The 24,838-nt window shown below is 69.3% G+C and carries 24 protein-coding genes; 16 read left to right on the top strand and 8 right to left on the bottom strand.

Going from position 1 to position 24,838, the window contains the following annotated elements; translation table 11 throughout:
• Positions 1 to 10: 10 nt before the first annotated feature.
• From MHN80_RS15450 to MHN80_RS15440, 3 genes are read right to left on the bottom strand one after another with little or no spacing between them, the layout of a single operon-like run.
• Positions 11 to 1,324 (bottom strand): glycosyltransferase family 4 protein, encoded by a 1,314-nt coding sequence (locus MHN80_RS15450; protein WP_239402540.1) that lies wholly within the window; start codon positions 1,322 to 1,324, stop codon positions 11 to 13.
• Positions 1,321 to 2,928 carry a glycoside hydrolase family 57 protein gene (locus MHN80_RS15445; protein WP_239402539.1) on the bottom strand — a complete coding sequence of 536 codons (1,608 nt, stop codon included), beginning with the start codon at positions 2,926 to 2,928 and terminating at the stop codon, positions 1,321 to 1,323. Before MHN80_RS15445 ends, MHN80_RS15450 begins: the two co-directional genes overlap by 4 nt.
• A gap of 2 nt (positions 2,929 to 2,930) precedes the next feature.
• A complete protein-coding gene (locus MHN80_RS15440) occupies positions 2,931 to 3,749 on the bottom strand; it encodes a bifunctional 2-polyprenyl-6-hydroxyphenol methylase/3-demethylubiquinol 3-O-methyltransferase UbiG (RefSeq protein WP_239402538.1) in 819 nt (272 codons plus the stop codon).
• 185 nt (positions 3,750 to 3,934) lie between these two features.
• Here MHN80_RS15440 and MHN80_RS15435 point away from each other — a divergent pair, with 185 nt between their 5' ends.
• From MHN80_RS15435 to ligA, 10 genes are all read left to right on the top strand, one after another.
• Positions 3,935 to 4,720 carry an electron transfer flavoprotein subunit beta/FixA family protein gene (locus tag MHN80_RS15435; RefSeq protein WP_004019278.1) on the top strand — a complete coding sequence of 262 codons (786 nt, stop codon included), beginning with the start codon at positions 3,935 to 3,937 and terminating at the stop codon, positions 4,718 to 4,720.
• 53 nt (positions 4,721 to 4,773) lie between these two features.
• Entirely contained in the window at positions 4,774 to 5,730 is a 957-nt protein-coding gene (locus MHN80_RS15430; RefSeq protein WP_004019279.1) for an electron transfer flavoprotein subunit alpha/FixB family protein, read from the top strand.
• Positions 5,731 to 5,830: 100 nt separating this feature from the next.
• Complete coding sequence (locus tag MHN80_RS15425; protein WP_004019280.1) at positions 5,831 to 6,817, top strand: GNAT family N-acetyltransferase; 987 nt, start codon at positions 5,831 to 5,833, stop codon at positions 6,815 to 6,817.
• A complete protein-coding gene (locus MHN80_RS15420) occupies positions 6,814 to 7,758 on the top strand; it encodes a 1-acyl-sn-glycerol-3-phosphate acyltransferase (protein WP_101819322.1) in 945 nt (314 codons plus the stop codon). Before MHN80_RS15425 ends, MHN80_RS15420 begins: the two co-directional genes overlap by 4 nt.
• Positions 7,759 to 7,820: 62 nt before the next feature.
• A complete protein-coding gene (locus MHN80_RS15415) occupies positions 7,821 to 8,300 on the top strand; it encodes a DUF4334 domain-containing protein (protein ID WP_004019282.1) in 480 nt (159 codons plus the stop codon).
• A gap of 151 nt (positions 8,301 to 8,451) precedes the next feature.
• Positions 8,452 to 9,672: a cysteine desulfurase family protein gene (locus tag MHN80_RS15410; RefSeq protein ID WP_239402537.1), complete on the top strand. Its 1,221-nt coding sequence runs from the start codon at positions 8,452 to 8,454 to the stop codon at positions 9,670 to 9,672.
• Positions 9,672 to 10,790, top strand: a complete 1,119-nt coding sequence (mnmA, locus tag MHN80_RS15405) for a tRNA 2-thiouridine(34) synthase MnmA (RefSeq protein ID WP_004019284.1) — start codon at positions 9,672 to 9,674, stop codon at positions 10,788 to 10,790. Before MHN80_RS15410 ends, mnmA begins: the two co-directional genes overlap by 1 nt.
• On the top strand, positions 10,787 to 11,803 hold the full coding sequence (locus MHN80_RS15400; RefSeq protein WP_239402536.1) for a vitamin-B12 independent methionine synthase: 1,017 nt from the start codon (positions 10,787 to 10,789) through the stop codon (positions 11,801 to 11,803). The genes mnmA and MHN80_RS15400 overlap by 4 nt, the downstream gene beginning before the upstream one ends.
• A 42-nt stretch (positions 11,804 to 11,845) precedes the next feature.
• The gene (locus MHN80_RS15395; protein ID WP_004019286.1) at positions 11,846 to 12,232 is read left to right on the top strand and encodes an MmcQ/YjbR family DNA-binding protein; all 387 of its coding nucleotides are present in this window, start codon (positions 11,846 to 11,848) and stop codon (positions 12,230 to 12,232) included.
• 137 nt (positions 12,233 to 12,369) lie between these two features.
• Entirely contained in the window at positions 12,370 to 14,460 is a 2,091-nt protein-coding gene (gene ligA / locus MHN80_RS15390) for an NAD-dependent DNA ligase LigA (protein ID WP_064570647.1), read from the top strand.
• Between the two features lie 4 nt (positions 14,461 to 14,464).
• Here ligA and MHN80_RS15385 read toward each other — a convergent pair whose 3' ends face one another.
• Together MHN80_RS15385 and MHN80_RS15380 are read right to left on the bottom strand one after the other, a co-directional pair.
• Complete coding sequence (locus MHN80_RS15385; RefSeq protein ID WP_033203976.1) at positions 14,465 to 14,980, bottom strand: O-acetyl-ADP-ribose deacetylase; 516 nt, start codon at positions 14,978 to 14,980, stop codon at positions 14,465 to 14,467.
• A gap of 41 nt (positions 14,981 to 15,021) precedes the next feature.
• Complete coding sequence (locus tag MHN80_RS15380) at positions 15,022 to 15,690, bottom strand: hypothetical protein (RefSeq protein WP_064570646.1); 669 nt, start codon at positions 15,688 to 15,690, stop codon at positions 15,022 to 15,024.
• 170 nt (positions 15,691 to 15,860) lie between these two features.
• Between MHN80_RS15380 and gatC the strand changes: the two genes are divergently transcribed.
• Together gatC and gatA are read left to right on the top strand one after the other, a co-directional pair.
• A complete protein-coding gene (gatC, locus tag MHN80_RS15375; protein ID WP_010841341.1) occupies positions 15,861 to 16,172 on the top strand; it encodes an Asp-tRNA(Asn)/Glu-tRNA(Gln) amidotransferase subunit GatC in 312 nt (103 codons plus the stop codon).
• Entirely contained in the window at positions 16,169 to 17,674 is a 1,506-nt protein-coding gene (gatA, locus tag MHN80_RS15370) for an Asp-tRNA(Asn)/Glu-tRNA(Gln) amidotransferase subunit GatA (protein WP_239402535.1), read from the top strand. The genes gatC and gatA overlap by 4 nt, the downstream gene beginning before the upstream one ends.
• Positions 17,675 to 17,707: 33 nt before the next feature.
• Here the strand turns inward: gatA and MHN80_RS15365 are convergent, their stop codons facing one another.
• Complete coding sequence (locus MHN80_RS15365) at positions 17,708 to 18,952, bottom strand: alpha/beta-hydrolase family protein (protein WP_239402534.1); 1,245 nt, start codon at positions 18,950 to 18,952, stop codon at positions 17,708 to 17,710.
• Positions 18,949 to 19,647 carry a hypothetical protein gene (locus MHN80_RS15360; RefSeq protein ID WP_374206367.1) on the bottom strand — a complete coding sequence of 233 codons (699 nt, stop codon included), beginning with the start codon at positions 19,645 to 19,647 and terminating at the stop codon, positions 18,949 to 18,951. The genes MHN80_RS15365 and MHN80_RS15360 overlap by 4 nt, the downstream gene beginning before the upstream one ends.
• Before the next feature lie 165 nt (positions 19,648 to 19,812).
• Here MHN80_RS15360 and MHN80_RS15355 point away from each other — a divergent pair, with 165 nt between their 5' ends.
• From MHN80_RS15355 to MHN80_RS15345, 3 genes are all read left to right on the top strand, one after another.
• A complete protein-coding gene (locus MHN80_RS15355) occupies positions 19,813 to 21,105 on the top strand; it encodes a sensor histidine kinase (protein ID WP_239402532.1) in 1,293 nt (430 codons plus the stop codon).
• 9 nt (positions 21,106 to 21,114) lie between these two features.
• Positions 21,115 to 21,765: a response regulator transcription factor gene (locus tag MHN80_RS15350; RefSeq protein ID WP_033203972.1), complete on the top strand. Its 651-nt coding sequence runs from the start codon at positions 21,115 to 21,117 to the stop codon at positions 21,763 to 21,765.
• A 91-nt stretch (positions 21,766 to 21,856) separates the two neighbouring features.
• A complete protein-coding gene (locus tag MHN80_RS15345; RefSeq protein WP_064570641.1) occupies positions 21,857 to 22,891 on the top strand; it encodes a 6-phosphofructokinase in 1,035 nt (344 codons plus the stop codon).
• A 13-nt stretch (positions 22,892 to 22,904) separates the two neighbouring features.
• Here the strand turns inward: MHN80_RS15345 and MHN80_RS15340 are convergent, their stop codons facing one another.
• The gene (locus MHN80_RS15340) at positions 22,905 to 23,138 is read right to left on the bottom strand and encodes a PspC domain-containing protein (protein WP_033204042.1); all 234 of its coding nucleotides are present in this window, start codon (positions 23,136 to 23,138) and stop codon (positions 22,905 to 22,907) included.
• Positions 23,139 to 23,271: 133 nt separating this feature from the next.
• Here MHN80_RS15340 and gatB point away from each other — a divergent pair, with 133 nt between their 5' ends.
• Positions 23,272 to 24,765 (top strand): Asp-tRNA(Asn)/Glu-tRNA(Gln) amidotransferase subunit GatB, encoded by a 1,494-nt coding sequence (gene gatB, locus MHN80_RS15335; protein ID WP_004019298.1) that lies wholly within the window; start codon positions 23,272 to 23,274, stop codon positions 24,763 to 24,765.
• The last annotated feature ends 73 nt before the right edge of the window (positions 24,766 to 24,838 follow it).

Raw genomic sequence — 24,838 nt, 5'->3', positions numbered from 1 at the left:
ACTGGAAGGCCTACGCCTGCCCCGGGTCCCGTTCCGGCAGAGGGCGTTCCGGGATGTCGGGTCGTCCGATTGCGTGCCGGACCCGACGCTTCGCCGCGAGGTGCACGCTCGCGGTTCGTTCCGCGACCTCGGCCCACGAGAACTCCGCGGTGAGCCGCGCACGGGCCCGCAGCGCGCGTTGCGCCGCCGCCCCCGGGTCGGACAGCGTCGCGCGGACCGCCGCCGCGAGCCCCGCGACATCCGCCGGTTCGAAGGTCAGGCCGGTGTCGGGCTCGCGGACCGCCTCGCCCAGGCCACCCGCGGTCGACACGATCAACGGCGCGCCGGTCGCCGCCGCCTCCAGCGCCACGATCCCGAACGGTTCGTAGCGGCTGGGCAGGACGATCGCGTCGCAGCGGTGCATCAGCGTGACCAGCTTGCCGTGGTCGACCGGACCGACGAAGGTCACCGCCTTGCTGACCCGATGCTTGCGCGCCTGCTCCATCAGCCAGTCACGCTGGGTGCCGTCACCGGCGACGGTCAGCGTCGTCCCCGGATGGCTACGCCGGATCCGCGGGAGCGCGGCCAGCAGATCCTGCACGCCCTTCTCGTATTCGAGCCGCCCCGCGAACAGCAACTCCGCCGGACCGCCCGTCCGCGAACGCTCCGCGAGCGGCCACGTGCGGATGTCGATGCCGTTGTGGATCACCGTGATGTCGGCGGCGTCGTACCCGAACAGTCGATGCACCTCGTCGCGCATCGACGCCGAACACGTGATGAGGGCGTCGGACTCCGACACCAGCCACCACTCCACCGAATGCACCTGCCGGTTCGTCCGGCCGCTCACCCAGCCGCTGTGCCGCCCGGCCTCGGTCGCGTGGATCGTGGAAACCAGAGGCACGTCAAAGAATTCGGCCAGCGCAATGGCCGGATGGGCGACCAGCCAATCATGCGCGTGCACCACGTCGGGCACCCACCGCGCCCCCGGCTCGCTCGCTCCGCTCCCGGCGCCGTGTCCATTCGGCCCGCTCGCTCCGCTCCCGGCGCCGTGCAGAACCCGCAACCCCGCCCGCACGAACGCATGCCCCATGGCGAGCGTCCACGCCATCATGTCCTGGCCGAACTCGAACTCCGGCGGATCCTCGGCGACGGCCACGACGCGCACGCCTTCGACGACGGTGTCCGTCGTCGGGTGACTCACCGCATCGGTTCCCGACGGTCGCCGGGTCAGGACCACCACGTCGTGACCCGCGGCGGCCATCTCGGTCGCCAGGTGATGGACGTGCCGACCGAGTCCGCCGACCACCACGGGCGGGTACTCCCACGACACGAACAACACCCTCATCCGATTTCCCCCTCGGTGACGATTCCCCCGGCGCTCATCCCGTCGGCGCTCGTCCGCGCAGCCCTGTCCCGGTCGGCAGTCAGCGTCGTCTCCAGCCGACGCGCATCCAGTGCGGGGAAGAGATTGTCGGCGCGCGACCAGTTGGCGGCGAGCGTCTCGGCAGCGTCGTCGCGGCCTCGCATCGCCGCGTCGCTGATCTCGCGGGTGGCGTGCGCATGCGTGTGAGCTCGCGCCACAGCGTACTGCGCGGCGGTGTCCTTCGACACCATGAACGGCCAGTCCGACGACACGGTCAGGAGCGTCTCGCGCAGGATCTGATCGGCCACGCGATTCCGCCCGCCGCCTCGGTGCCGCAACTTGGTCACCGCGTCGAGGGCCGTCTCGGTCACCTCCGCGTTCAGGTCGACCAGGTGCTGCACGGCCGGACCGTTCCACACCCGCCAGTCCTTGCCCGAGCCCCACGACGAGCGGGGGAGGTCGAAGGGCGCACCGACGAATCCGGCTTGCGTTGCGCCCGCGAGTGTTCCGACGGTGACCCCGACCTCGGGCAGGCGGCGGAGCACCCGCTCGAGCCAGATCGGGCCCTCGTGCCACCAGTGCCCGAACAATTCGGTGTCGAACGCCGCGACGACCAGCGCGGAACGGCCGATCCGGTCGGACTCGTCGATGAGGCGGGCGCGGACGTGCGCGACGAAGTCCTCGACGTGCCGGTCGAGAACCGTGTCGACCCGAGCGGGGTCATACGGCTTCTTGTCCTCGCCGGACACGGTCCGGCCGGTGACCCGGAACCGCTTGAGCCCGGTGTCGTGGTCATACGTGTGGAAGTCGCGGTACGCGGCGTGGCCCGGATAGCCCGACTTCGGCGACCAGACGCGATAACTCACCGTCAGATCACGTCCATAGGCGACGACGGCGCTGTCGCCGACCGGGCGGCCGAGCGCGGTGTCCCCGTGCAAGGCGGGGCCGTCGACCATGAAGTGGCGCACACCCGCGCGGTCGTACTCGGTCTCCATCCCCGGCGCGAAGGCACATTCCGGGGCCCAGATGCCGACTGGATCGAAACCCCAGCGCGCGTGGGCGTCCGCGAGCCCCTCGCTCAATGAGAAGTGGCGCAGTCGCGGGTCGAGCAGCGGCGCGAAGGGATGGGCGAGGGGACCACCCAGGATCTCGGCGACCCCGCTGGTGGCCAGCCCGCGGATCAGTGGCGACGCGCCGTGGCGCCACCGGTTGGCGAAGGTGTCGAGAGCGCGTTGGGCGTCGAGGTACTCGCGCCGTCCCGCGGCCGCGCGGTCGGGGTCGCGAGACATCGCGGCCTGCGTGGCACGCAGTTGCCAGTCGGCGAGCCACTCGTACATCGACGACGCACAGTGCGGGTCGTCGAGCTGTGCGGCCAGGACCGGCGTGATGCCCAACGAGAGCTGATCGGTGAACCCGTCGGCGGCGAGGCGCTCGAGCGCGTCGACCAACGGCAGATACGACGCCGCCCACGACTGGTACAGCCATTCCTCGCCGACCGGCCAGCGTCCGTGATTGGCCAACCACGGCAGATGCGAATGCAGGACCAGTGTGAACTGGCCCGGAACGGAAGCGCTTCCGGTGGTCACACTCAGCCCCGCAACGCGACCGCGAACAGGTCGAGGGACGCGTCGATGTCGTGCTCGGCCGAGTCGACGACCTCGAAGTCCGCGGCGACCACGCCGGCGACATCCGCGGCGAGTTCGTCGGGCCAGGGTTCACCGGCGAGCGCGCGCTCGATCTGGGCGTCGATGAGTGAACCGCCCCACTTGGCGTCGAGCGTCTGCAGGCGCGGTCCGTGCGCGACGCCGAGCATCGCGTCGATCACGAAGCCTCCGTCGATGAGGAGTTCGGTGAGTTCGGCCGCATCCAGCTCCCGGGTGTGGAACGGGTTGAGCGGTGTGTCGCGACCGGGGGAGAAGGTGATGCGGTTGGGCGTCGACATCAGCAACACGCCGCCGGGGCGCAGCACGCGGTGGCATTCGGCGACGAAGCGCGCCTGGTCCCAGAGGTGTTCGATCACCTGGAAGTTGACCACGACGTCGACCGAGGCGTCGGCGAGCGGAAGGTCGACGAGGTTGCCCTCGTGGACGACGAGCTCGGGATACCGGCGGCGGGTGTGCTCGACGGCGGCGGTGTCGTAGTCGACGCAGACCACCGACGACGCCCCGGCGGCGGCGATCATCGCGGCGCCGTAACCCTCGCCGGACCCGGCTTCGAGGACGTCCCGCCCGGCACATCGGCCGGCGATGTGGCGATAGGCGATCTCGTGGCGCCTGAACCAGTAGTTCTCGGCGGGAATTCCCGGGACCGTACGCTCGCCGGTGAGCGCGAGCTGCTGGTCGGTGTCGAGCGCCTCGAGACCAGTGGTTGCCGTCCCGCGCGACGATCCGAGGTCTGCGTCAGTCATCTGAGAGAGAGTAGGGCATGCCCTCCGGTTGCCGGGGCCGTCGTACCGAGCGAGCGACCGGTCATGTCCATTGTGTGAGGTAGTCGATGTTTAGTGGAACCATAGGAGAGGCTAAAGTGGTGAGGACCCATGGCCTTACCCGCCGGTAAGTTGCCGAACCCGATGCAGGAGGTCGACGTAGACCCATGACAAACATTGTCGTACTGATCAAGCAGGTTCCCGACACGTGGTCCGAGCGCAAGTTGTCCGATGACGACTACACCCTGGACCGCGAGGCCGCTGACGCCGTCCTGGACGAGATCAACGAGCGCGCCGTCGAGGAAGCGCTGAAGATCAAGGAGGCCGACGGCGGTGAGGTCACCATCCTGACGGCGGGCCCCGAGCGCGCGACCGACGCCATCCGCAAGGCACTGTCGATGGGTGCGGACAAGGCGATCCACATCAAGGACGACCTCATGCACGGCTCGGACGCGGTGCAGACCGCATACGTCCTCGCGCGGGCACTCGGCACGGTCGAGGGTGTCGAGCTGGTCATCGCCGGCAACGAGGCCACCGACGGCCGCGTCGGCGCCATCCCGGCCATGATCGCCGAGTACCTCGAGCTGCCGCACCTCACGCACCTGCGCAAGCTGACCCTGGAGGGCGAGACCCTCAAGGGTGAGCGCGAGACCGACGACGGCATCTTCCATGTCGAGGCGAGCCTGCCGGCCATCGTCAGCGTCAACGAGAAGATCAACGAGCCGCGCTTCCCGTCCTTCAAGGGCATCATGGCCGCGAAGAAGAAGGAAGTCACCGTTCTCACCCTCGCCGAGATCGACGTCGAGGCGAGCGATGTGGGCCTGGAGAATGCCGGCTCGGTCGTGACGGCGAACACTCCGAAGCCGCCGAAGACCGCGGGCGAGCGCGTCACCGACGAAGGCGACGGCGGCACCAAGGTCGCCGAGTACCTGGTCGGCCAGAAGATCATCTGACCTTCTCGACGCAGACCACCGGCGAACCCCCAGACATTCAGGAGATAACCACCATGTCAGAAGTACTCGTTCTCGTGGAACAGGACGCCGAAGGCGCCCTGAAGAAGGTCACCAGCGAGCTCATCACCGCCGCCCGCGCGCTCGGCACCCCGTCGGCAGTCGTCGTCGGCAAGCCCGGCTCGGCCGACGGAATCCTCGACGGCCTCAAGGAGGCCGGCGCCGAGAAGATCTACGTCGCCGAGTCCGACGACGCGGGCAGCTACCTCATCACCCCGCAGGTCGACGTCCTCGCCTCGATCGCCGAGACCGCTTCGCCGGCCGGCATCCTCGTCCCGGCGACCGCCGACGGCAAGGAGATCGCGGGACGCTTGGCCGTGCGCCTCGGCTCCGGCGTCCTCGCCGACATCGTCGACGTCAAGGAAGGCGGCGTGGGCATCCACTCGATCTTCGGTGGCGCCTTCACCGTCGACGCCCAGGCCAAGGGCGACGTGCCGGTCTTCTCGATCCGCCCCGGTGGCGTCGAGGCCGCTCCGCAGGCCGGTGCCGGCGAGCGCGTCGACGTCGAGGTCCCCGCTCAGGGCGAGGGCGCGGTCAAGATCACCAAGGTCGAGCCGAATGTCGGCGGCGACCGCCCCGAGCTGACCGAGGCGTCCATCGTCGTCTCGGGTGGCCGCGGTGTCGGCAGTGCCGAGAAGTTCTCGGTCGTCGAGGAACTCGCCGATGTGCTGGGTGCCGCGGTCGGCGCCTCGCGTGCGGCCGTCGACTCCGGTTACTACCCGGGTCAGTTCCAGGTCGGTCAGACCGGCAAGACCGTGTCGCCGCAGCTGTACGTCGCACTGGGCATCTCGGGCGCCATCCAGCACCGCGCCGGCATGCAGACCTCGAAGACGATCGTGGCCGTCAACAAGGACGAAGAGGCCCCGATCTTCGAGATCGCCGACTACGGCATCGTCGGCGACCTGTTCAACGTCGCGCCGCAGCTGACCGAAGAGGTCAAGAAGCGCAAGTGATCGTGCGCTGATCAGCTCCACAACCCGGTGACCCCCGACTCCGTGTCGGGGGTCACCGTGCGTTCGGGGGTCGTTCACCCGCAGGTGACCGTCGCGAAGCATGTTCACCCGATGGCGGCCCGAGTTCATCGAACCCGCACCGACACGACACACTGCGGTGGTCCCGCCGACGCCCGGTCTGGCTTTCATTCGAGTCATGAACGCCATGCAGTCGCCAGTCCGCACCAGCCACGTCTCGCGCGCACGGTTCACGCGGGCCGTACCGACGACCCTGCTCACCACGGGACCCATCCGCGTCATCGTGTCCGACGATCCCGCCGACATCGTCGCCGCGCAGGAGTTGCGGTACCGCGTTTTCGCCGACGAGCCCGGCTTCTCCAACCGCATCGGTGACGCGGTCACCGGACGCGATGCCGACCGGTTCGACGCCTTCTGCGAACACCTCATCGTCCGCCACGACGACGACGGTGTCGTCGGCTGCGCACGTCTCCTCGCGCCGGCCCGGGCCATCGCCGCCGGCGGCTGGTACTCGGCCACCGAGTTCGATCTCCGCGAGATGAACGACATCGTCTCCGCCACGGTCGAATTGGGCCGAGCCTGTGTTCACTCCGCGTACCGCGACGGCTCGGTGACCGCGCTCATGTGGGCGGCGCTGCTCCAGTACATGGACGACGCCGGTCTGCGTTACCTGATGGGGTGCGTGTCGGTGCCGCTGCACAGTCCGGGGGAGTGGCACCCGGGATCGTCGTTGCGCGCCCTCCGAGATCGACTGCGGGACGACCACCAGGACCTCCGGCGGCGGGCACACCCACTGGCGGCGGCCCGCATCGGCGGCCGCCTGCTCGACGACATCGTGCCCGCGGACACGGTCGCGATGCCGCCGCTGATGCGCGGGTATCTCCGACTCGGTGCCCGGATCTGTGGCGAGCCGGCTGTCGACGACGTCTTCGACGTCGCGGACTTCCTGACCCTGCTCGACCGAGAGGGTGCGAACAAGCGCTACCTCGACCGGCTGCGATCGAGTGCCAGACGGCTCGGATCGCCCGGTACGGACGCGGTGCCGGCGCCCGGGGGCGCGGCGCGATGACCGCGCTGCTGGTCGATCCGGTCGCTCCGCGCACGGCTGGTCCGCGTCGCGGTCACGCCCAGTGCTCCACGGTCCGCTCGACCGGTGGGCTCGCCCACCCGTGGTTCCCGATCAGCACCTGCGGCGAAGGCTGCATCGGCGTGACGGCGGCGCGGCGGATCGACGCGATCTCCGACGCGACGATCGTCGCGTGGCGCCTGTGCCGTCTCGCCGCGGTCGTGGTGTGGATCCTCTGGGCCGTCCTGGCGGCCGGGTCGGTGGCGCGCCTGCGGCGACGACCGCCGCGCGCCCTCCGCGCCCCTGCGTCGAGTGCGTTGCTCGCCGCTCTGGGCATTTCCGTGGACGTCGAGGACCGACGATCCGATCCGGCGCGTCCGGGTCTGGTGGTCGCCAACCACATCTCGTTCCTCGATGTCCTCGCCCTCGCACTGGTCAGCCCCGCGCACGTGGTCGCCAAATCCGATGTCGTCGGGATGCCGGTGGTGTCGTCTCTCGCGCGCAGGTTCGGCGTCATCGCCGTCGACCGCGGCACGCTTCGCGGGCTGCCGGGGACGGTCGGCGAGGTCGCCGGGCGGCTGCATCGCGATTCGTCGGTGATCGTGTTCCCCGAGGGCACCACCTATTGCGGTCGGTCCGGCGGCGCGTTCCGCCCCGCCTTCTTCCAGGCCGCGATCGATGCGAACGTGCCGGTGGTGCCGGTGAAACTCCGCTTCGTTGGCACCGACGGAACGACGGCGACGGCACCGAGCTTCATCGGCGCGGACACCCCGGCCGACACCCTGCGGCGAGTTCTGCGGGCACGCGGCCTCGCCGTCACGATGGTCATCCACCCGCCCGAGGAGCCGGGCCGGGATCGCCGCGAACTGGCAGGTCGGTGCGAGCGCGTCGTGGCAGGTCCGCGCGCGGTCACCGAAAGTGACATCATCCGTTCTCTCATATAGGTTTCTCGGGCAGCCGTCCGTAGCTCTGCGGACGATCAACCGCGTACCTCCAGGAGGCGACGATGACGTCCACCCAAACCCGAGAAGCCGCGCGCACCAGGTTCTTCGAACTCCGAGATGTCGACGGCCGGGTTGACGACGCCGATCTCGACACCGTCTGGGCCGGACTGTCGACGCTGCGACCCGAGGAGATGCTCGGCGCCTGGAAGGGCGGGGAGTTCACGACCGGGCACGCCATCAACGGCATGCTCGCCAAGGCCAACTGGTTCGGCAAGACCTTCACCTCGCGCAGCGACGTACAGCCGCTGGTGTGCCGTGACGAGAACGGCGACCTCTACTCCAACACGAAGCTGGGCAAGGGCGAGGCGAGCCTGTGGGCGATCGAGTTCCGCGGCGAGATCACCGCGTCGATGGTTTACGACGGCCAGCCGGTCATCGATCACTTCAAGCGCGTCGACGACACCACGGTGATGGGGATCATGAACGGCAAGGGCGGCGTCATCGACGGTCGTCACCTGTACTTCTACCTCGAGCGGGTCTGAGGACGACGGGTCGATCCGTCGATACGCGCGATTTCGGCGCCCGCGCTCGCTGACAAGCGGCAGGAGTCGGGTCGGTGAGGGGTCGGGTCGCCGATCGGCGACCCGATCGTGGAATTTGTCGGCGACCGACGCGCGTTTATCCTTGCTAGCGATGCCCGTGCCAAGCCGACCGCCCGTGAAGGCGCCTGTCTACCTCGACCACGCCGCTTCGACGCAGATGCTGCCCGAAGCCGTCGAGGCGATGACCGCCGTCTTCGCCCAGCCGGGTAACGCCTCGTCATTGCACGGGTCCGGCCGCACCGCGCGACGCCGGCTGGAGGAGGCGCGCGAGGCCATTGCCGCGGCCGTCGGCGCCCGGCCATCCGAGGTCGTGTTCACCGGGGGCGGGACCGAGTCCGACAATCTGGCGATCAAGGGGATCTTCTGGTCCCGCCGGAACGCCGACCCGCGCCGTCGCCGGATCATCACCTCCGCCGTCGAACACCACGCGGTTCTCGACCCCGCGCAATGGCTCGCCGACGAGGGCGACGCCGAACTCGTGCTGCTGCCCGTCGACGCCGACGGTGTGATCTCGCCGGCCGACCTGCGCGCCGAGCTCGAGGCGCACGCCGACGAGACCGCCCTCATCTCGATCATGTGGGCCAACAACGAGGTCGGCACGATCCAGCCGATCACCGAGATCGCCGCGCTGGGGTCCGAGTTCGGGGTCCCGGTGCACTCCGACGCGATCCAGGCGGTCGGCCACCTGCCGGTCGATTTCGCCGCGAGCGGCCTGTCCGCACTCAGCCTGACCGCCCACAAGTTCGGCGGCCCGCAGGGCGTCGGTGCCCTGCTCCTCGGTCGCGACGTCGGATGCGTTCCGCTGCTGCACGGTGGCGGGCACGAACGTGACGTGCGGTCGGGAACCCAGGACGTCGCCGGCGTGTCCGGCATGGCTGCCGCTCTCTCGTGGTGCGTCGAGAACCTGGATGCGACCACCGCGCATGTCCGAGCGCTGCGGAACCGGTTGACCGACGTACTGCTCGGCGTCGACGGGGCGGTGCTCAACGGTGCCGATGGCGCCGGTCGTCTTCCCGGCAACGTGCACGTGTCGTTCGCCGGGTGCGAGGGTGACTCGCTGCTGATGCTCCTCGACGCCAAGGGTGTCGAGTGCTCGACCGGATCGGCCTGTACCGCCGGCGTCGCTCAGGCCAGCCATGTGCTGCTGGCGATGGGGCTCGACATGGCCGATGCCCGATCGTCGTTGCGTTTCTCCCTCGGCCACACCACCACCGACGCCGACATCGATGCGGTCGCCGCGGTCATCGACGAGGTCGTCGACCGGGCGCGGGCCGCGGGTCTGGTGTCCGTCCCCGGCGGAAGGATCTCCTGATGCGAGTACTGGCGGCGATGAGTGGCGGCGTCGACTCGGCGGTCGCCGCGGCACGAGCGGTCGAGGCCGGCCACGAGGTGGTCGGAGTTCACCTGGCACTGTCCACGGCGCCGGGTGCGTTGCGCACGGGCTCGCGCGGTTGCTGCTCGCGGGAGGATGCCTCCGACGCCCGCCGGGCGGCCGACGTCCTCGGAATCCCGTTCTACGTCTGGGATTTCGCCGATCGGTTCAAAGACGACGTCATCGACGAATTCGTCGAGGCCTACGCGGCCGGACGCACGCCGAACCCCTGCCTGACGTGCAACGAGAAGATCAAGTTCGCCGCCCTCGCCGACAAGGCGGTCGCCCTGGGTTTCGACGCGCTGGCCACGGGCCACTACGCCCAGCTCGTCGACGGGGAGTTGCGGCGCGCGGTCGATGCCGACAAGGACCAGTCCTATGTGCTCGCCGTCCTGACGCGTGACCAGTTGTCGCGGGCGATGTTCCCGATCGGCGACACTCCGAAGTCCGAGATCCGGGCCGAGGCGGCCCGGCGCGGTCTGGCCGTCGCGGACAAGCCGGATTCCCACGACATCTGCTTCATCCCCAGCGGTGACACCCGCGCGTTCCTCGGTGCCCGCATCGGCGTCCGGCCGGGAGCGATTGTCGACGCGTCGTCGGGTGAGCGTCTCGCCGAGCACGACGGTGTCCACGGCTTCACCATCGGTCAGCGCAAGGGCCTCGGGGTCGAGGCACCGGCCGCCGACGGGAAGCCGCGCTATGTCACCGAGATCGATCCGGACTCCGGGACGGTGACGGTCGGGACGGCCGCCGATCTCCAGGTCTGGGGGATCACCGCCACCCGCGCGGTCTGGACGTCGGGGGTCACCCCCGACGAACCCTTCGACGCCATGGTGCAGGTCCGGGCCCACGGCGGACTCGCGCCCGTGCGGGCGACCGCGACCATGGTCGACGGCGAGCCCGGAATCGAGATCGCGCTGCAGGAGCCGCTCACCGGCGTCGCCCGCGGTCAGGCCGCGGTGCTGTATCTGCCCGATGCCCGACGCGGCGACCAGGTCGTCGGGTGCGGGCGCATCGCCACCACCTCGTCACAACCGACTGTCGTACCGTCTCCGTGACCGGATCGGGGCTGCCCACCGGCGTGGGCACCGGCGTGGGTTCGATGCCCGGAACCGACGCGCGTGCCGCCGCCGAGGTGGTCAACGGTGAGCTCGACTTCACGCACCTCGTCGAACTCCCCGGACGTGGCATCGGCTCGGATCTGATCGGCCGGATGGCAGCCATTCTCGTCGACCTGCCGATGGACACCGCGACGTGGGGATACCGCCTCGCCCAACGCCATTCCCGGTTGGCCCGGCGGGCGGCAGATCTCCTCGCCGAGGACCTCGACGTCGTCGAGGAGCTCTGGGAGACCGCGGGATTCGTCGGCACCGGTCGCCCGTTCAAGGTGCAGGTCGCCGGTCCGTTCACCACGTCGGCGTCGGTCGAGCTGGCCAATGGGCAGCGAGTCCTCAAGGACCATGGTGCGGTCCGCGACATCGTCGAGTCGACGGCCGAGGGTGTGCGTGAGCATGTCGCCGAGGTGGAACGCCGGCTCGGTGCGCGCGTGGTGGTCCAGCTCGACGAGCCGATGATCGGCCAGGTCATCGACGGCACCGTCAAGCCGCTGACGCGCTTCGACCCCATCCGGGCGATACCGGTCGTCGAGGTGGCCCGAGCACTCACCGAACTCGTCGACCACGTCGGTGCGCCGGTGATCCTGCACGATTGCGGCCGACCACGATGGGACCTGCTCGAGCACCTCCCCGGCGTCGCGTATTCGATCGATGTCACCAAGCCGTCGGCGACCGATCTCGACGGCATCGGCGCCCTCGTCGATCGCGGCGGCGTGCTCGTCGCCGGACGCGTGCCCTCGACCGCGCCCGACCGCCCGCTGGCGGCCGAACGCGTGGCCACCGAACTCGCCGCGCTGACCGACCGCATCGGACTGAACCGGAAAGTGTTGGCGGACAATGTCATCGTGGCGCCGACCTGTGGTCTCGCCGGTGCCTCGGCAAGCTGGGCCAAGTCGGCGCTCGCGATCACCGCCGAAGCCGGTCAGCTGTTGGCCGGCGATCCCTCGGCGCTGTAGAAAACACTGCGGGTTCGACGCGCCAGACCTATCCTCGTCGGTATGCCGCACCCGATCATGTTCGACGACGCGGACCCGTATCTGGGCCGGATCCGCGAGATCGCGCTCGCGCTACCCGACGCCACCGAGGTCGTCGCGCATGGTCGGCCGACCTTCCGCTGCGGCAAGATGTTCGGCAATTACGGCGGTGGCGTGAAAGGCAGCAAGGTTCGCCACGACCAGTCGATCCTGGTCCTCGCCGACGACTCCGAACGGCCCGCCCTGCTGGACGATCCGCGGTTCTTCCTACCCGCCTATCTCGGCCCCGCAGGCTGGGTGGGTCTGATCCTCGACGACGACACCGACTGGGACGAGGTCGGCGAACTGCTCGACACCAGCTACCGCCAGATCGCACCCAAACGGTCGGTGGCCAAGCTCGGTCCGTTGTGATCGTCGGCGCGGAAACTCCCGCGGTCCCGTCTCCGTCCCGCTGATCGGATCTCATCAGCGGGAGGGAAGCAGTACCGCGCGAACGAGACATCGGTTGACGAGCTGGGTCTGTCCGACTGCTCCGATACCCTCGGAGCGTGGCAGATACAACGGAGTCGGGTCAGCCGGTCACCGAGCAGTCGGGGCCGGAGGGAGACCTTCGCGAGGAGTGGACAGCTCTCGCCGAGGAGATCCGCGAGCACCAGTTCCGCTACTACGTGAAGGACGCGCCGGTCATCACCGACGGCGAGTTCGATCTCCTCCTTCGGCGTCTGCAGGCACTCGAGGAAGCGCATCCGGAACTCGCGATCGCGGACTCACCCACCAAGCTCGTCGGTGGTGGATTCTCCACGGCATTCTCCCCGGCGGACCATCTCGAGCGAATGATGTCGCTGGACAACGTCTTCGACCACGACGAGATGCGCACCTGGGTCGACCGCGTGGTCGCCGACGCCGGCACCCGGGTGGACTTCCTCTGCGAACTCAAGATCGACGGGGTTGCCCTCGCGCTGGTGTACCGGAACGGGGTCCTGGAGCGGGGCGTCACCCGCGGCGACGGCCGCACCGGTGAGGACGTGTCGCTGAACGCACGCACGATCGACGACATCCCGATGCGCCTGGCCGAGTCCGCGGAGTACCCGATTCCCGAGGTCCTCGAGGTGCGCGGCGAGGTCTTCTTCCGGGTGGAGGACTTCGAGGCGCTGAACGCCTCCCTCGTGGCGGAGGGCAAGGCGCCCTTCGCGAACCCGCGCAACTCGGCCGCCGGCTCGCTGCGCCAGAAGAACCCGCAGATCACCGCTCGCCGCAGGCTGCGGATGATCTGCCACGGCATCGGGCATACCGAGGGCTGGCGGCCGGAGTCCCTGCACGATGCCTACCTGGCGCTCGGCGCCTGGGGTCTACCGGTGTCGACGCACACCACCAAGGTGTCCGGTGCCGACGAGATCATCGACAAGATCACCTACTGGGGCGAACACCGTCACGACGTCGAGCACGAGATCGACGGCATCGTGGTCAAAGCCGACGACGTCACCGTGCAACGACGCCTCGGGTCCACATCGCGTGCGCCGCGGTGGGCCATTGCCTACAAGTACCCGCCCGAGGAAGCCACCACCAAGCTCTCCGACATCCAGGTCAACGTCGGACGGACCGGCCGCGTCACCCCCTTCGCGGTCCTCGAGCCGGTCCTCGTCGCCGGTTCGACGGTGTCCCGTGCGACCTTGCACAACGGATCGGAGGTCAAGCGCAAGGGCGTGCTGATCGGCGACACCGTGACCATCCGCAAGGCGGGCGACGTGATTCCCGAGGTCCTCGGACCCGTCGTCGACCTCCGTGACGGCAGCGAAGTCGAGTTCGAGATGCCGGAGAAATGCCCGGCATGCGGCACACCGCTGCGGCCGGAGAAGGAGAGCGACGCCGACCTTCGCTGCCCGAATCAGGAGAGTTGCCCGGCTCAGTTGCGCGAGCGGCTCTTTCATCTCGCCGGCCGCGGTTCCTTCGACATCGAGGCGCTCGGCTACGAGGCTGCGTCGGCCCTGCTGTCGGCGGGGGTCCTCACCAACGAGGGCGACCTGTTCTCGCTGACCGCCGACGATCTGGTCCGCACCGACCTGTTCACCACCAAGGCGGGTGCGCTGTCGGCCAACGGCAAGAGACTGCTGGCGAACCTCGACAAGGCCAAGGACGTGGCGCTGTGGCGCGTGCTGGTCGGGCTGTCCATCCGCCACGTCGGGCCCACCGCCGCCCGCGCCCTGGCCACCGAGTTCGGTTCGCTCGAGGCGATCGAGGCCGCCGACATCGAGCGACTCGCCGCGGTCGAAGGGCTGGGGATGACCCTGGCCCAGTCCATCCATGACTGGTTCACCGTCGACTGGCACCGGGACATCGTCGAGAAGTGGCGGGCTGCAGGCGTTTCCATGGAGGACGAACGGGATGAGTCGATCGTCCGAACGCTGGAGGGCAAGACGATCGTGGTGACCGGCTCGCTGGTGGACTTCTCCCGTGACGGGGCCAAGGAGGCGATCCTGCAGCGCGGTGGCAAGGCGTCGGGTTCGGTGTCGAAGAAGACCGACTACGTGGTGGTGGGGGACTCGCCGGGTACCAAGGCCGACAAGGCCGAACAGCTCGGCGTGCCGGTGCTCGACGAGGACGCCTTCAAGCGGCTGTTGGAGACCGGCGAAGCGGAGTGATCGTTCAGCCCAACGCGGACTCGAACGCGCGGTAGGCGCGCTGATCGAACAGGACGAACCGGACCTCTTCGATCGACGTGTCCGGCACCGCGGCGCGCACCGTCTCGACCGCCCTGCGTGCCCCGTCGTCCATCGGCCAGCCGTACACGCCGGTCGAGATCGCCGGGAAGGCGATCGTGGTGGCGCCCAGTTCGGTTGCGACACGTACTGATTCGCGGTAGCAGGAGACGAGGAGGTCGGAGCGGTCCTCGTCGTAGGAGTGAACCGGACCGACGGTGTGGATGACCCAGCGCGCATCCATGTCGCCCGCGGTGGTGGCCACCGCCTCGCCGACCGGCAGACCGCGGCGGTAGGGACCCGCGCGGAGCTCCCGACACTCGGCGAGAATCGCCGGGCCGCCGCGCCGGTGGATCGCGCCGTCGACCCCACCACCGCCGAGCAACGTGGAATTGGCGGCGTTGACGATCGCGTCGACCGACTGCGTCGTGATGTCGCCCTGAACCAGAGTGATGGACGTCATCAGTCCATGGTGCCCGCGGGACGGCCCGATGTGGCCGGCTCTCAGCTCTCGGTGCGCAACACGGTGCTGACGATCCCCGCGAGGTAACCGAGCCGCGCGACCTCGGACGGCCGGAAGTCCGGTCCGCCGATACGTCCGAGGAGAATCGCCTTCGACTCCGAGCCCAGCGGCGCCGCGGCGAGGCGGGTGTCCATGTCCTGCCACGCACCCGGTACCCAGTCGCCGTCGGCGTCCAGCTCGGTGGCCCTCTCGAGAGGAAGCCAGTCGGCCCTGGTCAACGGTGTCTCCGGAGCCCCGGACGAGCCGAAGAGCTGCAACACGCCGCCACTCGCTGGGGTGATGACCATCGCCCACGAGACGCGTAGCACCCGGGGTGCGTTGTCCACGAGGACCTGCAGCCGGTCACGACCGGCGGTGGCCACCTGGTCGACCAGTTCGAGTTCGCGATGGGTGTCCAGGACCCCGGAGTAGGGCCGGATCGAGTCGACGCGGACACCGTTGACCTTCTCGGCCGCGGTGATCAGGCTGTCGGGCAGGGCGCCGGGGGCCACCTCGACGACGAGATCGTCCACCGCGTAGCCGTTGCCGCGCTCGACGACCTCGAGGGACAGGATGTCTGCACCGACCGAGCCGAGCTGCACGGCGAGCACGCCGAGGCTGCCCGGCCGGTCTTCGAGATAGACCCGCAACAGGTAGGACACGTGCGACATTCTCGCACCCACGCGCGTGGTGCGCGCAGCGCCCGCGGCCCAACGGGTGGCTGGGGTGAGTCCGTGTCGCGGGTTCCCATAGTCTGGAGACGTTGCGCGAACCGTGTCCACGACGCGATGAGGGCGGCACAGAGGACGACACGAACAGTGATGTGAGGAAGGACGCTGCAGTGGCTGGCGAACCGAAGTCCATATCGCGGGACGAGGTCGCGCATCTGGCGCGACTGTCGCGACTGGCACTGAGCGAGGACGAACTCGATGTCTACGCCGAGCAGCTGGACTCGATCCTGACCCACGTCGCGTCGGTGTCGGAGGTGGCTGCCGACGATGTGCCGGGCACGGCCCACCCGGCCGAGCTCGCGAACGTGCTGCGTCCCGACGTCGTCGTTCCCGGCCTGACGACCGACGCCGCGCTGTCCGGTGCGCCCGCGGTCGAACAGGACCGGTTCGCAGTCCCGCAGATCCTGGGAGAAGAGCAGTGAGTCCCGATTCCAGCGCCGCAGCGCCGCGTCCCGCGGGTGATCTGACCGGACTGTCCGCCGCCGAACTCGCCACCAAGATCGGTGCGCGCGAGGTCAGCTCGGTGGAGGTCACCCAGGCTCACCTCGATCGGATCGCCGAGATCGACGACCAACTCGGCGCGTTCCTGCACGTGAGCGGGGCCGAAGCGCTGGTTGCCGCCAAGGCTGCCGACGACGCAATCGCCGCCGGCGAGACCCCGTCGGCTCTCGCGGGCGTGCCCATCGCACTCAAGGACGTCTTCACCACGGTCGACGCCCCCACGACGTGCGGCTCCAGGATTCTCGAGGGCTGGGTGCCGCCATACGACGCCACGGTCACCGAACGCCTGCGTGCCGCGGGTATCCCGATCCTGGGCAAGACCAACATGGACGAGTTCGCCATGGGCAGCTCGACCGAGAACTCGGCGTATCAGCTGACCCGGAACCCGTGGGACCCCACCAAGATCCCGGGTGGCTCGGGCGGCGGCAGCGCAGCGGCGCTCGCGTCGTACGAGGCGCCCCTGGCGATCGGCACCGACACCGGTGGTTCGATCCGCCAGCCGGCCGCCGTCACCGCGACCGTCGGGGTCAAACCCACCTACGGCACGGTCTCGCGGTACGGACTCGTGGCATGCGCCTCCTCCCTGGACCAGGGCGGCCCGTGTGGCCGCACCGTCCTGGACACCGCGATGCTGCACGAGATCATCGCCGGGCACGATCCGCGTGACTCCACCTCGATCGACGTGCCGGTGCCCGACGTGGTCTCGGCTGCCCGCGAGGGCGCCGAGCGGGATCTGACGGGCGTCCGGATCGGTGTGGTCACCGAACTGCAGGGCGAGGGCTACCAGTCGGGCGTGCTCGACTCGTTCCACCAGGCGGTCAAGCTCCTCGAGGAGCGCGGCGCCGAGGTGGTCGAGGTCAGCTGCCCGCACTTCACCTACGCGCTCGGCGCCTACTACCTGATCCTCCCGTCGGAGGTGTCGTCGAACCTGGCGCGCTTCGACGCGATGCGCTACGGATTGCGCGTCGGCGACGACGGCTCGCATTCGGCCGACGAGGTCATGGCGCTGTCCCGCGAACAGGGCTTCGGGCCAGAGGTCAAGCGCCGCATCATGATCGGCACCTACGCGTTGTCGTCGGGCTACTACGACGCCTACTACGGGCAGGCGCAGAAGGTCCGCACCCTGATCTCGCGCGACTTCGCCACCGCCTTCGAGAAGGTCGACGTGCTGATCTCGCCGACCACCCCGACCACGGCGTTCCCGATCGGGGAGAAGGTCGACGATCCGCTCGCGATGTACCTGTTCGACCTGTGCACGCTGCCGGTGAATCTCGCCGGCATCGGGTCGATGTCGGTGCCGTCGGGGCTGTCGGCCGACGACGGGATGCCGGTCGGGTTGCAGATCATGGCCCCCGCCCTCGCCGACGACCGGCTGTACCGCGTCGGCGCCTCCTACGAAGCGGCTCGCGGCCCGATCGTCTGACGGACCCTCGAGCCGCGCCGGCGCGGCGGAGCCTCAGTTCCGCAACGGGTGTGGCGGTCTGGCCTGCTCCGATCCGTACCGATGACCGACGCCGGCCGCCCCGTCGAGCGCGCCGAGCAGGTCGACGCTGGTCTGTACGAAGCTGATCACGGGCAACCACGGCGCGTCGGGCACCCGCGGACCACGGACATGGGTGTCGTCGGTCGCTCGGTGCGGACGCCACAGTTCGGTGAGCGACCAGCGCACCACGGGATCGCTGGAATTGGCGAGAACCGTTCGCGGGGTGCGGGAGATCGGGGTGACGGTTTCCGCCGGCGGGGCGACCAGCACGGTCTCGGCCAGCAACGACGGGTGCTCGTTCTCCAGCCACACCCGCGCGGCGTCGGCACCCACGGCTCCGAGGCTCTGCCCGTAGAGAATCACTCGCGGACGTTCGTGCGCGGGGACACCGTCGAGCACGGTCGCCAGCGCCGACACCATGGCGATCGCCGACTCCGCGGATCCGGACCGGTCGGACACGAAGGCCTGCCACGACGGAACCCGGTCGTAGGGGAGGGCGAGGATCCGGACGTCGCCGGCGAAACGACTGTCGAATCCGTCGGCGGCCGCGGAATCGACCCAGCCCGACCCGGTCGGCACCGCAACCACGACCGCACGCGCCGAGAGTCCTCCCGACGCGGTCCACCTGCGCGTGAGATCGGCTGCGGCCGCGTCGAACTCACCGATCCTCAGCTCGCCCCGCAGTAGCGTTTCCGGGTCCTGCTGCGCCGACGACGAGACCGGCAACCGCTGTTCGTCGGCGCCGGCATCGGCGGGTGCCAGCAGTCCGGCCGTGAGTGCGAGGCCTCCGGCGGCGACCACCGCGGCGGTCCGCGGGACAGCCACGATCGCCACCACGACCACGGCGGCCGGCAGTGTCGCCGCGGCGAACCACCCAACACCCGCGGGTGCGACGTCGACCGCGGACCGGATGAGGTTCTGCCACCAGACCGCCATGCCGACCGCGCATCCGAGGATCACCAGGCAGGAGCCGAACACGATGCGCCGCGCCTGGTCATCCGGCCTGCGCTTGCTGCGCCGTGCGAGGACCATCCCGGTGCACGCCCCCAGCGCGCTGAACACAGTGGTCAGGACCGCGGTGGTCGTCGCATCGCGTGGCAGGGTGCCCGGGTAGAGCGCGGCGAGGTAGCCGAGCATCACCGCGACACTGACGGCCGGGTGCGGCCACGACCCGAATGTGCTGTCGCGCAACCGCCGCGGGTATCGGTGCGACGTCATCGCTGCCTCGCCTCGTACTCGTCCGGGTCGACCAGGGCACGCTCGAAGCTCGTGTACACCAGTGCCGGCAGCGTCTCGCCCCGGGTGGGGGGACCGCCGTACTGACGCCACGTGTTCCACGCCAGCCCGATCCGGGCGCCGTGCGCGGCTGTCGTGCACGCAGGCGTCCGGCAGGACGCGTACATCCGGTCGATCAGCATGCGGTCGAGGGCGATTCGGGCCCACGCTCCGAGCGGGGCGCCGTCATGCTGTGCCGCCCGCAACAGGTCATAACCGAAGTCATGGGTGCGGCACAGGGACGTGAAGTGTTGCGGCAACGGAACCGGCGACGAGCAGTCCCCGTCCGGATCGACCGGGTATCCGTCGACGACCTGGGGAACGTACCCCTGCGCCGTGACGAAGGACGCCGGGAGGGACGCCGTCGCGGTCGCCGGGCGCGGTCCCACCAGGGCGACGACCACGGCCGCGTAGGGATTGTCGGCATCGTTCGGAGGTGCCGCGACCGTCGTGCTCGTCGGCGCGAGGAGTGGGCCGGCGACGGCGTGCGCGGTCGAGATCCATTGGCCGGTCAGGAGAACGGCGAGGGTGAGGGTCGCGGCCCACCACCGCGACCGTCGCCGGCGTGCGGCGAAACTCTTCGGGTCGGGGAAGCCGTTGTCCGGCCTGGTGTTTCGGATGTGTGCTGATCCGGTCATGGTCATCGACGCTATGAGTCGGAATCCCACCGGCACATCGCTCCCCGGAGCCGTCCCCGGTCGTCCCCAGGTCGGTTCGACGACGCCGGACCCGTACGCCGGTATCGGGTCGTCTCCCTCGAAAGTATGAGGTCGGCGAGTGGTCGGCGGGCCTAGGGTGAGGGCATGTTCGGATACCGCAAGAAGCTCCGCGCGGTGGGGGCGTCCTCACTGGAATGGGCGTCGACCGCACCGGTTGCCCAGGACCCCGCGGTGCGGCACTACTTCTCGTCGCGCCTCAACTGGTTCTTCCTGTTCGTGGCGCTCGTCATGTACTCGGTCGCCTGGCCGACCCTGCCCATCACGCACTCCATGCCGGTGTTCGTGCTCCCCGTGGTCGCGGCCTTCGCGGCTCTGCCGATCGCCCTGGCGTGGTCGGCCCCGCTGCTGGGGTGGGCGATCTCGGTGGTCTCCGCCCAGCTCATCGGGATCATCGTCCCGATACGGGACACGTGGGAGCTGACCATTCAGGTGACCCACCTCATCGAGCTGCTGGTCCTGACCTTCATGGCCTTCCTCAAGTGCCCGCTGCGGTGGATTCCGGTGGTCTGGGTCTCGACCTCGATCGTCATCGCCTTCGCCGTGCAGCCGACGGCGCGGGTCGGGTGGGTCTTCGGGATATCCGTGCTCGCGGTGGTGGTCGCGTTGTTGCGGGGCCTGATGGCCTCGCGCCGACAGCTGGCGGTTCGCACCGAGCAGACCGAGGCCGCCGAAGCCGAGGCGGCCGTGCTCCAGGAGCGGGCGCGCATCGCCCGCGACCTGCACGACGTGGTCGCTCACCGGATGTCGATGGTGGTGGTGATGTCACAGACCGCGAGATATCGCCTGCCGGATGTGAGTCCCTCGGCTGCAGCGGAATTCGACGCGATCGCCGATGCGGCCCGGACGTCCCTCGATGAGGTCCGGCAGTTGCTCGGGGTCCTCCGCGTCGAGGATGCGGCGGCTTCGGCGGCGCCCAATCCCGGCCTGGCCGAACTCGATTCGCTGGTCGCCGAGACACGCCGCGCCGGCGCCGAGGTCGTGCTGGAGCTGGACGTCGACGCCGGTGACGTCGGCGAATCGGCTGCGCTGGTGATCTATCGGATCGTGCAGGAGTCGCTGGCCAATGCCACCCGGCACGCCCCCGGTGGGCGCGTGGACGTCGAGGTGACGCGCGGTGACGGCGACCTCGTCGACGTCGCCGTGGTCAACACGGTCGCGACCGCCGATCCGTTGCAGATCGGGGGGAGCGGCGTGGGCATCCCCGGGATGATCGATCGCGCTCAGGCGGTGGGTGGTTCGCTGGTCGCCGCGCCCACACCGACCGGGGGCTTCGCCGTCCGCGCTCGAATCCCGGCGGCGCCGCGACGTGAGGTCGTCGTGCCCGAGCCGATCGTGACCTCCTCGGGTACCGGTGAGCCGCAGCCGCGACGACGGTAGCGTGACGGCGTGCCGATCACCGTAGTCATCGCAGATGACCAGGCCATGGTGCGTCAGGGCTTTTCGGCTCTGCTCGCCGCGCAACCCGATCTCTCGGTCCTCGGCGACGCCGCCGACGGGGTCGAAGCCGTCGAGGTGTGTCGCCGAGTGCGCCCCGATGTCGTCCTGATGGATGTGCGCATGCCGCGCAAGGACGGGCTGTGGGCGGCCGAACAGATCCTCGCGTCATCCGCCGAGCCGCCCACGCGTGTGCTGATGCTCACGACCTTCGACATCGACGACTACGTCTACGAGGCCCTGCGAATCGGCGCCTCGGGCTTCCTGCTCAAGGACGCACCCGCCGACGAGCTGGTGCGCGCGGTACGCGTCGTGGCCGCAGGCGAGGCCTTGCTGGCACCGTCGATCACCCGGCGACTCATCACCGAGGTCACCGCCAACCGCCGCCGGCCGTCGCGGGACGACAAACTCGACACCCTGACCCCCCGAGAACGCGAGGTGCTGGATCTGGTGGCCGACGGCAAGTCCAACGCCGAGATCGGTGCCGACCTGTTCGTCACCGAGCAGACGGTCAAGACACACGTGAGCAGCCTGCTGAACAAACTCCGGCTCCGGGATCGAGCCCAGGCTGTCGTGTTCGCCTACGAGAACGGCATCAAGTGATTTCGCGGCCAGCGCCCGGCTCGCCGGGGCACTAGATTGGGGATGTTCGGGCAGGTTCGACCGATGACGACAGGGAGGGTGGTCTCACCAGATGGCCAAGAGGTTCGGCATTCTGACGTCCGGGGGAGACTGCCCCGGACTGAACGCGGTGATCCGCGGCGCAGTGCTCAAAGGTGAGACCGTCTACGGTCACGAATTCGTCGGCTTCCGGGACGGCTGGGCCGGACTCGTCTACGGCGACATCGTCGAACTCAACCGGTCGACGGTCCGCGGCCTGTCCAACCAGGGCGGCACCATCCTGGGCACGAGCCGGTTCGGTCCCTACTCCGAGCCCGACGGCGGACCCGAGAACATCAAGAAGGTGCTGAAAAACCTCGAGATCGACGGCGTGATCGCGATCGGCGGCGAGGGCACCGCCGCGGCGTCGAAGAGACTGTTCGACGACGGCATCAACATCGTCGGGGTTCCCAAGACCATCGACAACGACATCGCGGCGACCGATTACACCTTCGGCTTCAACACCGCGGTGGAGATCGCGACCGAGGCCATCGACCGGCTCCGCACCACCGGCAACTCGCACAAGCGGTGCATGGTGCTCGAGGTGATGGGCCGCCACGCCGGCTGGATCGCCCTGCACTCGGGGATCGCGGGCGGCGCGCACGTGATCCTCATCCCCGAGAACCCCGAGAGCCTCGACCAGATCTGTGCCTGGGTCACCAGCGTCAAGTCGCGTGGCCGGTCGCCGATGGTCGTCGTCGCCGAGGGGTTCACACTCCCGGAGATGAAGGAGGCCCACTCGACCAAGGGTCTCGACGGCTTCAACCGACCCCGGCTCGGCGGCGTGGCCGAGGTGCTCGCGCCGCTCATCGAGGAGCGGACCGGCATCGAGACCCGGGCCACCATCCTCGGTCACATCCAGCGCGGCGGGGTGCCGTCGGCCTATGACCGGGTGCTGGCGACACGCATGGGCATGGCGACCGCCGACCTCGTCGCCGAGAAGGGCTGGGGGCAGATGGTCGCCCTGCACGGCACCGAGATCGCGCGCATCACCTTCGACGAGGCGCTCGGCGAGCTCAAGACCGTGCCGCTGGACCAGTACAAGGAGATCCGGGTCATCTTCGGCTGAGCCCGTGAGCGCCTCAGGCGGCGGGGGTGATCGTCGCGGCGGGCTCGCGCGGGATGATGATCCAGAGAGCCAGGTAGATCAGCACCTGGGGCCCGGGCAGCAGCATCGACAGGATGAACAGAACGCGGATGAGCGTCGGGTCCCAGCCCCAGCGTTCGGCGATGCCGCCGCACACACCGCCCAGCCACGAATTCGTGCGCGAACGCATCAGGCGCGGGCCGCTGTAGGCGGGTTGTGGGGTGGTCATGTCGTCCTCCTGGGTGGGCATGTATCCCGACGTCGTTCGCCGGTGTCTTCGACGCTACGAGCGGGTGCACGTTCTCGGCATCGGTGATCACCCTGAACGTGCCCCTGGGATATCGCCGCATAAACTGACTGCCATGACTGACCTGTTGGACTACGACGAGGTGCTCGCCGCATTCGATCCGGTGATGGGCCTCGAGGTGCACGTCGAGCTGGGCACCGCGACCAAGATGTTCTGCGGGTGCCCCACCGAGTTCGGTGCCGACCCCAACACCCAGGTGTGCCCGGTGTGCATCGGACTGCCCGGCTCGCTCCCGGTCGCCAACGCCAAGGCGATCGAGTCCGCGATCCGCATCGGCCTGGCACTGAACTGCTCCATCCGGCCGTCGAGTGTCTTCGCGCGGAAGAACTACTTCTACCCGGATCAGCCGAAGAACTACCAGATCTCGCAGTACGACGAGCCCACGTCCTACGACGGTTACCTCGATGTCCTGCTCACCGACGGCACCACCTGGCGCGTCGAGATCGAGCGTGCCCACATGGAGGAGGACACCGGCAAGTCGCTCCACATCGGCGGCGCCACCGGCCGGATCCACGGTGCGAGTCATTCGCTGCTCGACTACAACCGCGCCGGCGTGCCGCTCGTCGAGATCGTGACGCGGCCCATCGAAGGTGCCGGGGAACGTGCGCCCGAGGTCGCCAGGGCCTATGTGTCGGCATTGCGCGATCTGCTCAAGTCGCTCGACGTCTCCGACGTGCGCATGGACCAGGGGTCGATGCGGTGCGACGTCAACCTGTCGCTGAAGACGAAGGACGCCACCGAGTTCGGCACGCGCACCGAGACCAAGAACGTCAACTCGCTCAAGAGCGTCGAGGTGGCCGTCCGCTACGAGATGCGCCGCCAGGCGGCCATCCTCCAGGCCGGGGGCGAGATCGTCCAGGAGACGCGGCACTTCCACGAGACCGACGGCACCACCTCGGCCGGCCGCCGTAAGGAGACCGCCGAGGACTACCGCTACTTCCCGGAGCCCGATCTGCCGCCGGTGCAGCCGGATTCGGCGTGGATCGAGGAACTCCGGGCAACCCTGCCGGAATTGCCGTGGCTGCGGCGGGCCCGCATCCAGGGGGAGTGGGGAGTCTCCGACGAGGTGATGCGTGACCTCGTCAACGTCGGCGCGGTCGATCTGATCATCGCCACCGTCGACGCCGGGGCGGCACCCGAGGCGGCGCGCGGCTGGTGGGTGTCCTTCCTTGCGCAGCAGGCGAACTCACGCGGGGTCGAACTCGCCGACCTGACCATCACACCCGCGCAGGTCGCCGAGATCATCGGGCTGGTCGACGAGGGCAAGCTCACCACCAAACTCGCGCAACAGGTCGCGACCGCCGTCCTCGACGGCGAGGGTGAGCCCGCGCAGATCGTCGCCGATCGCGGTCTCGAAGTGGTGCGCGACGACTCGGCTCTCCAGAAGGCCGTCGACGACGCACTCGCCGCGAACCCCGACATCGCCGAGAAGATCCGCGGCGGAAAAGTCCAGGCCGCCGGCAAGATCGTCGGCGACGTCATGAAAGCCACTCGCGGACAGGCAGACCCGGCGCGCGTGAAGGAACTGGTCATCGCGGCCTGTTCCTGAGGGCGGCACGCCCCTTCCGCTCCCTCCGGTAGAACCACAGATCACGCTCAGGGGGCGGAGGGTCGCCGCTTCG

This window comes from Gordonia sp. McavH-238-E (assembly GCF_022348225.1).
Lineage (GTDB): Bacteria > Actinomycetota > Actinomycetes > Mycobacteriales > Mycobacteriaceae > Gordonia > Gordonia terrae.
This window is presented reverse-complemented; position numbering and strand designations above follow the sequence as displayed.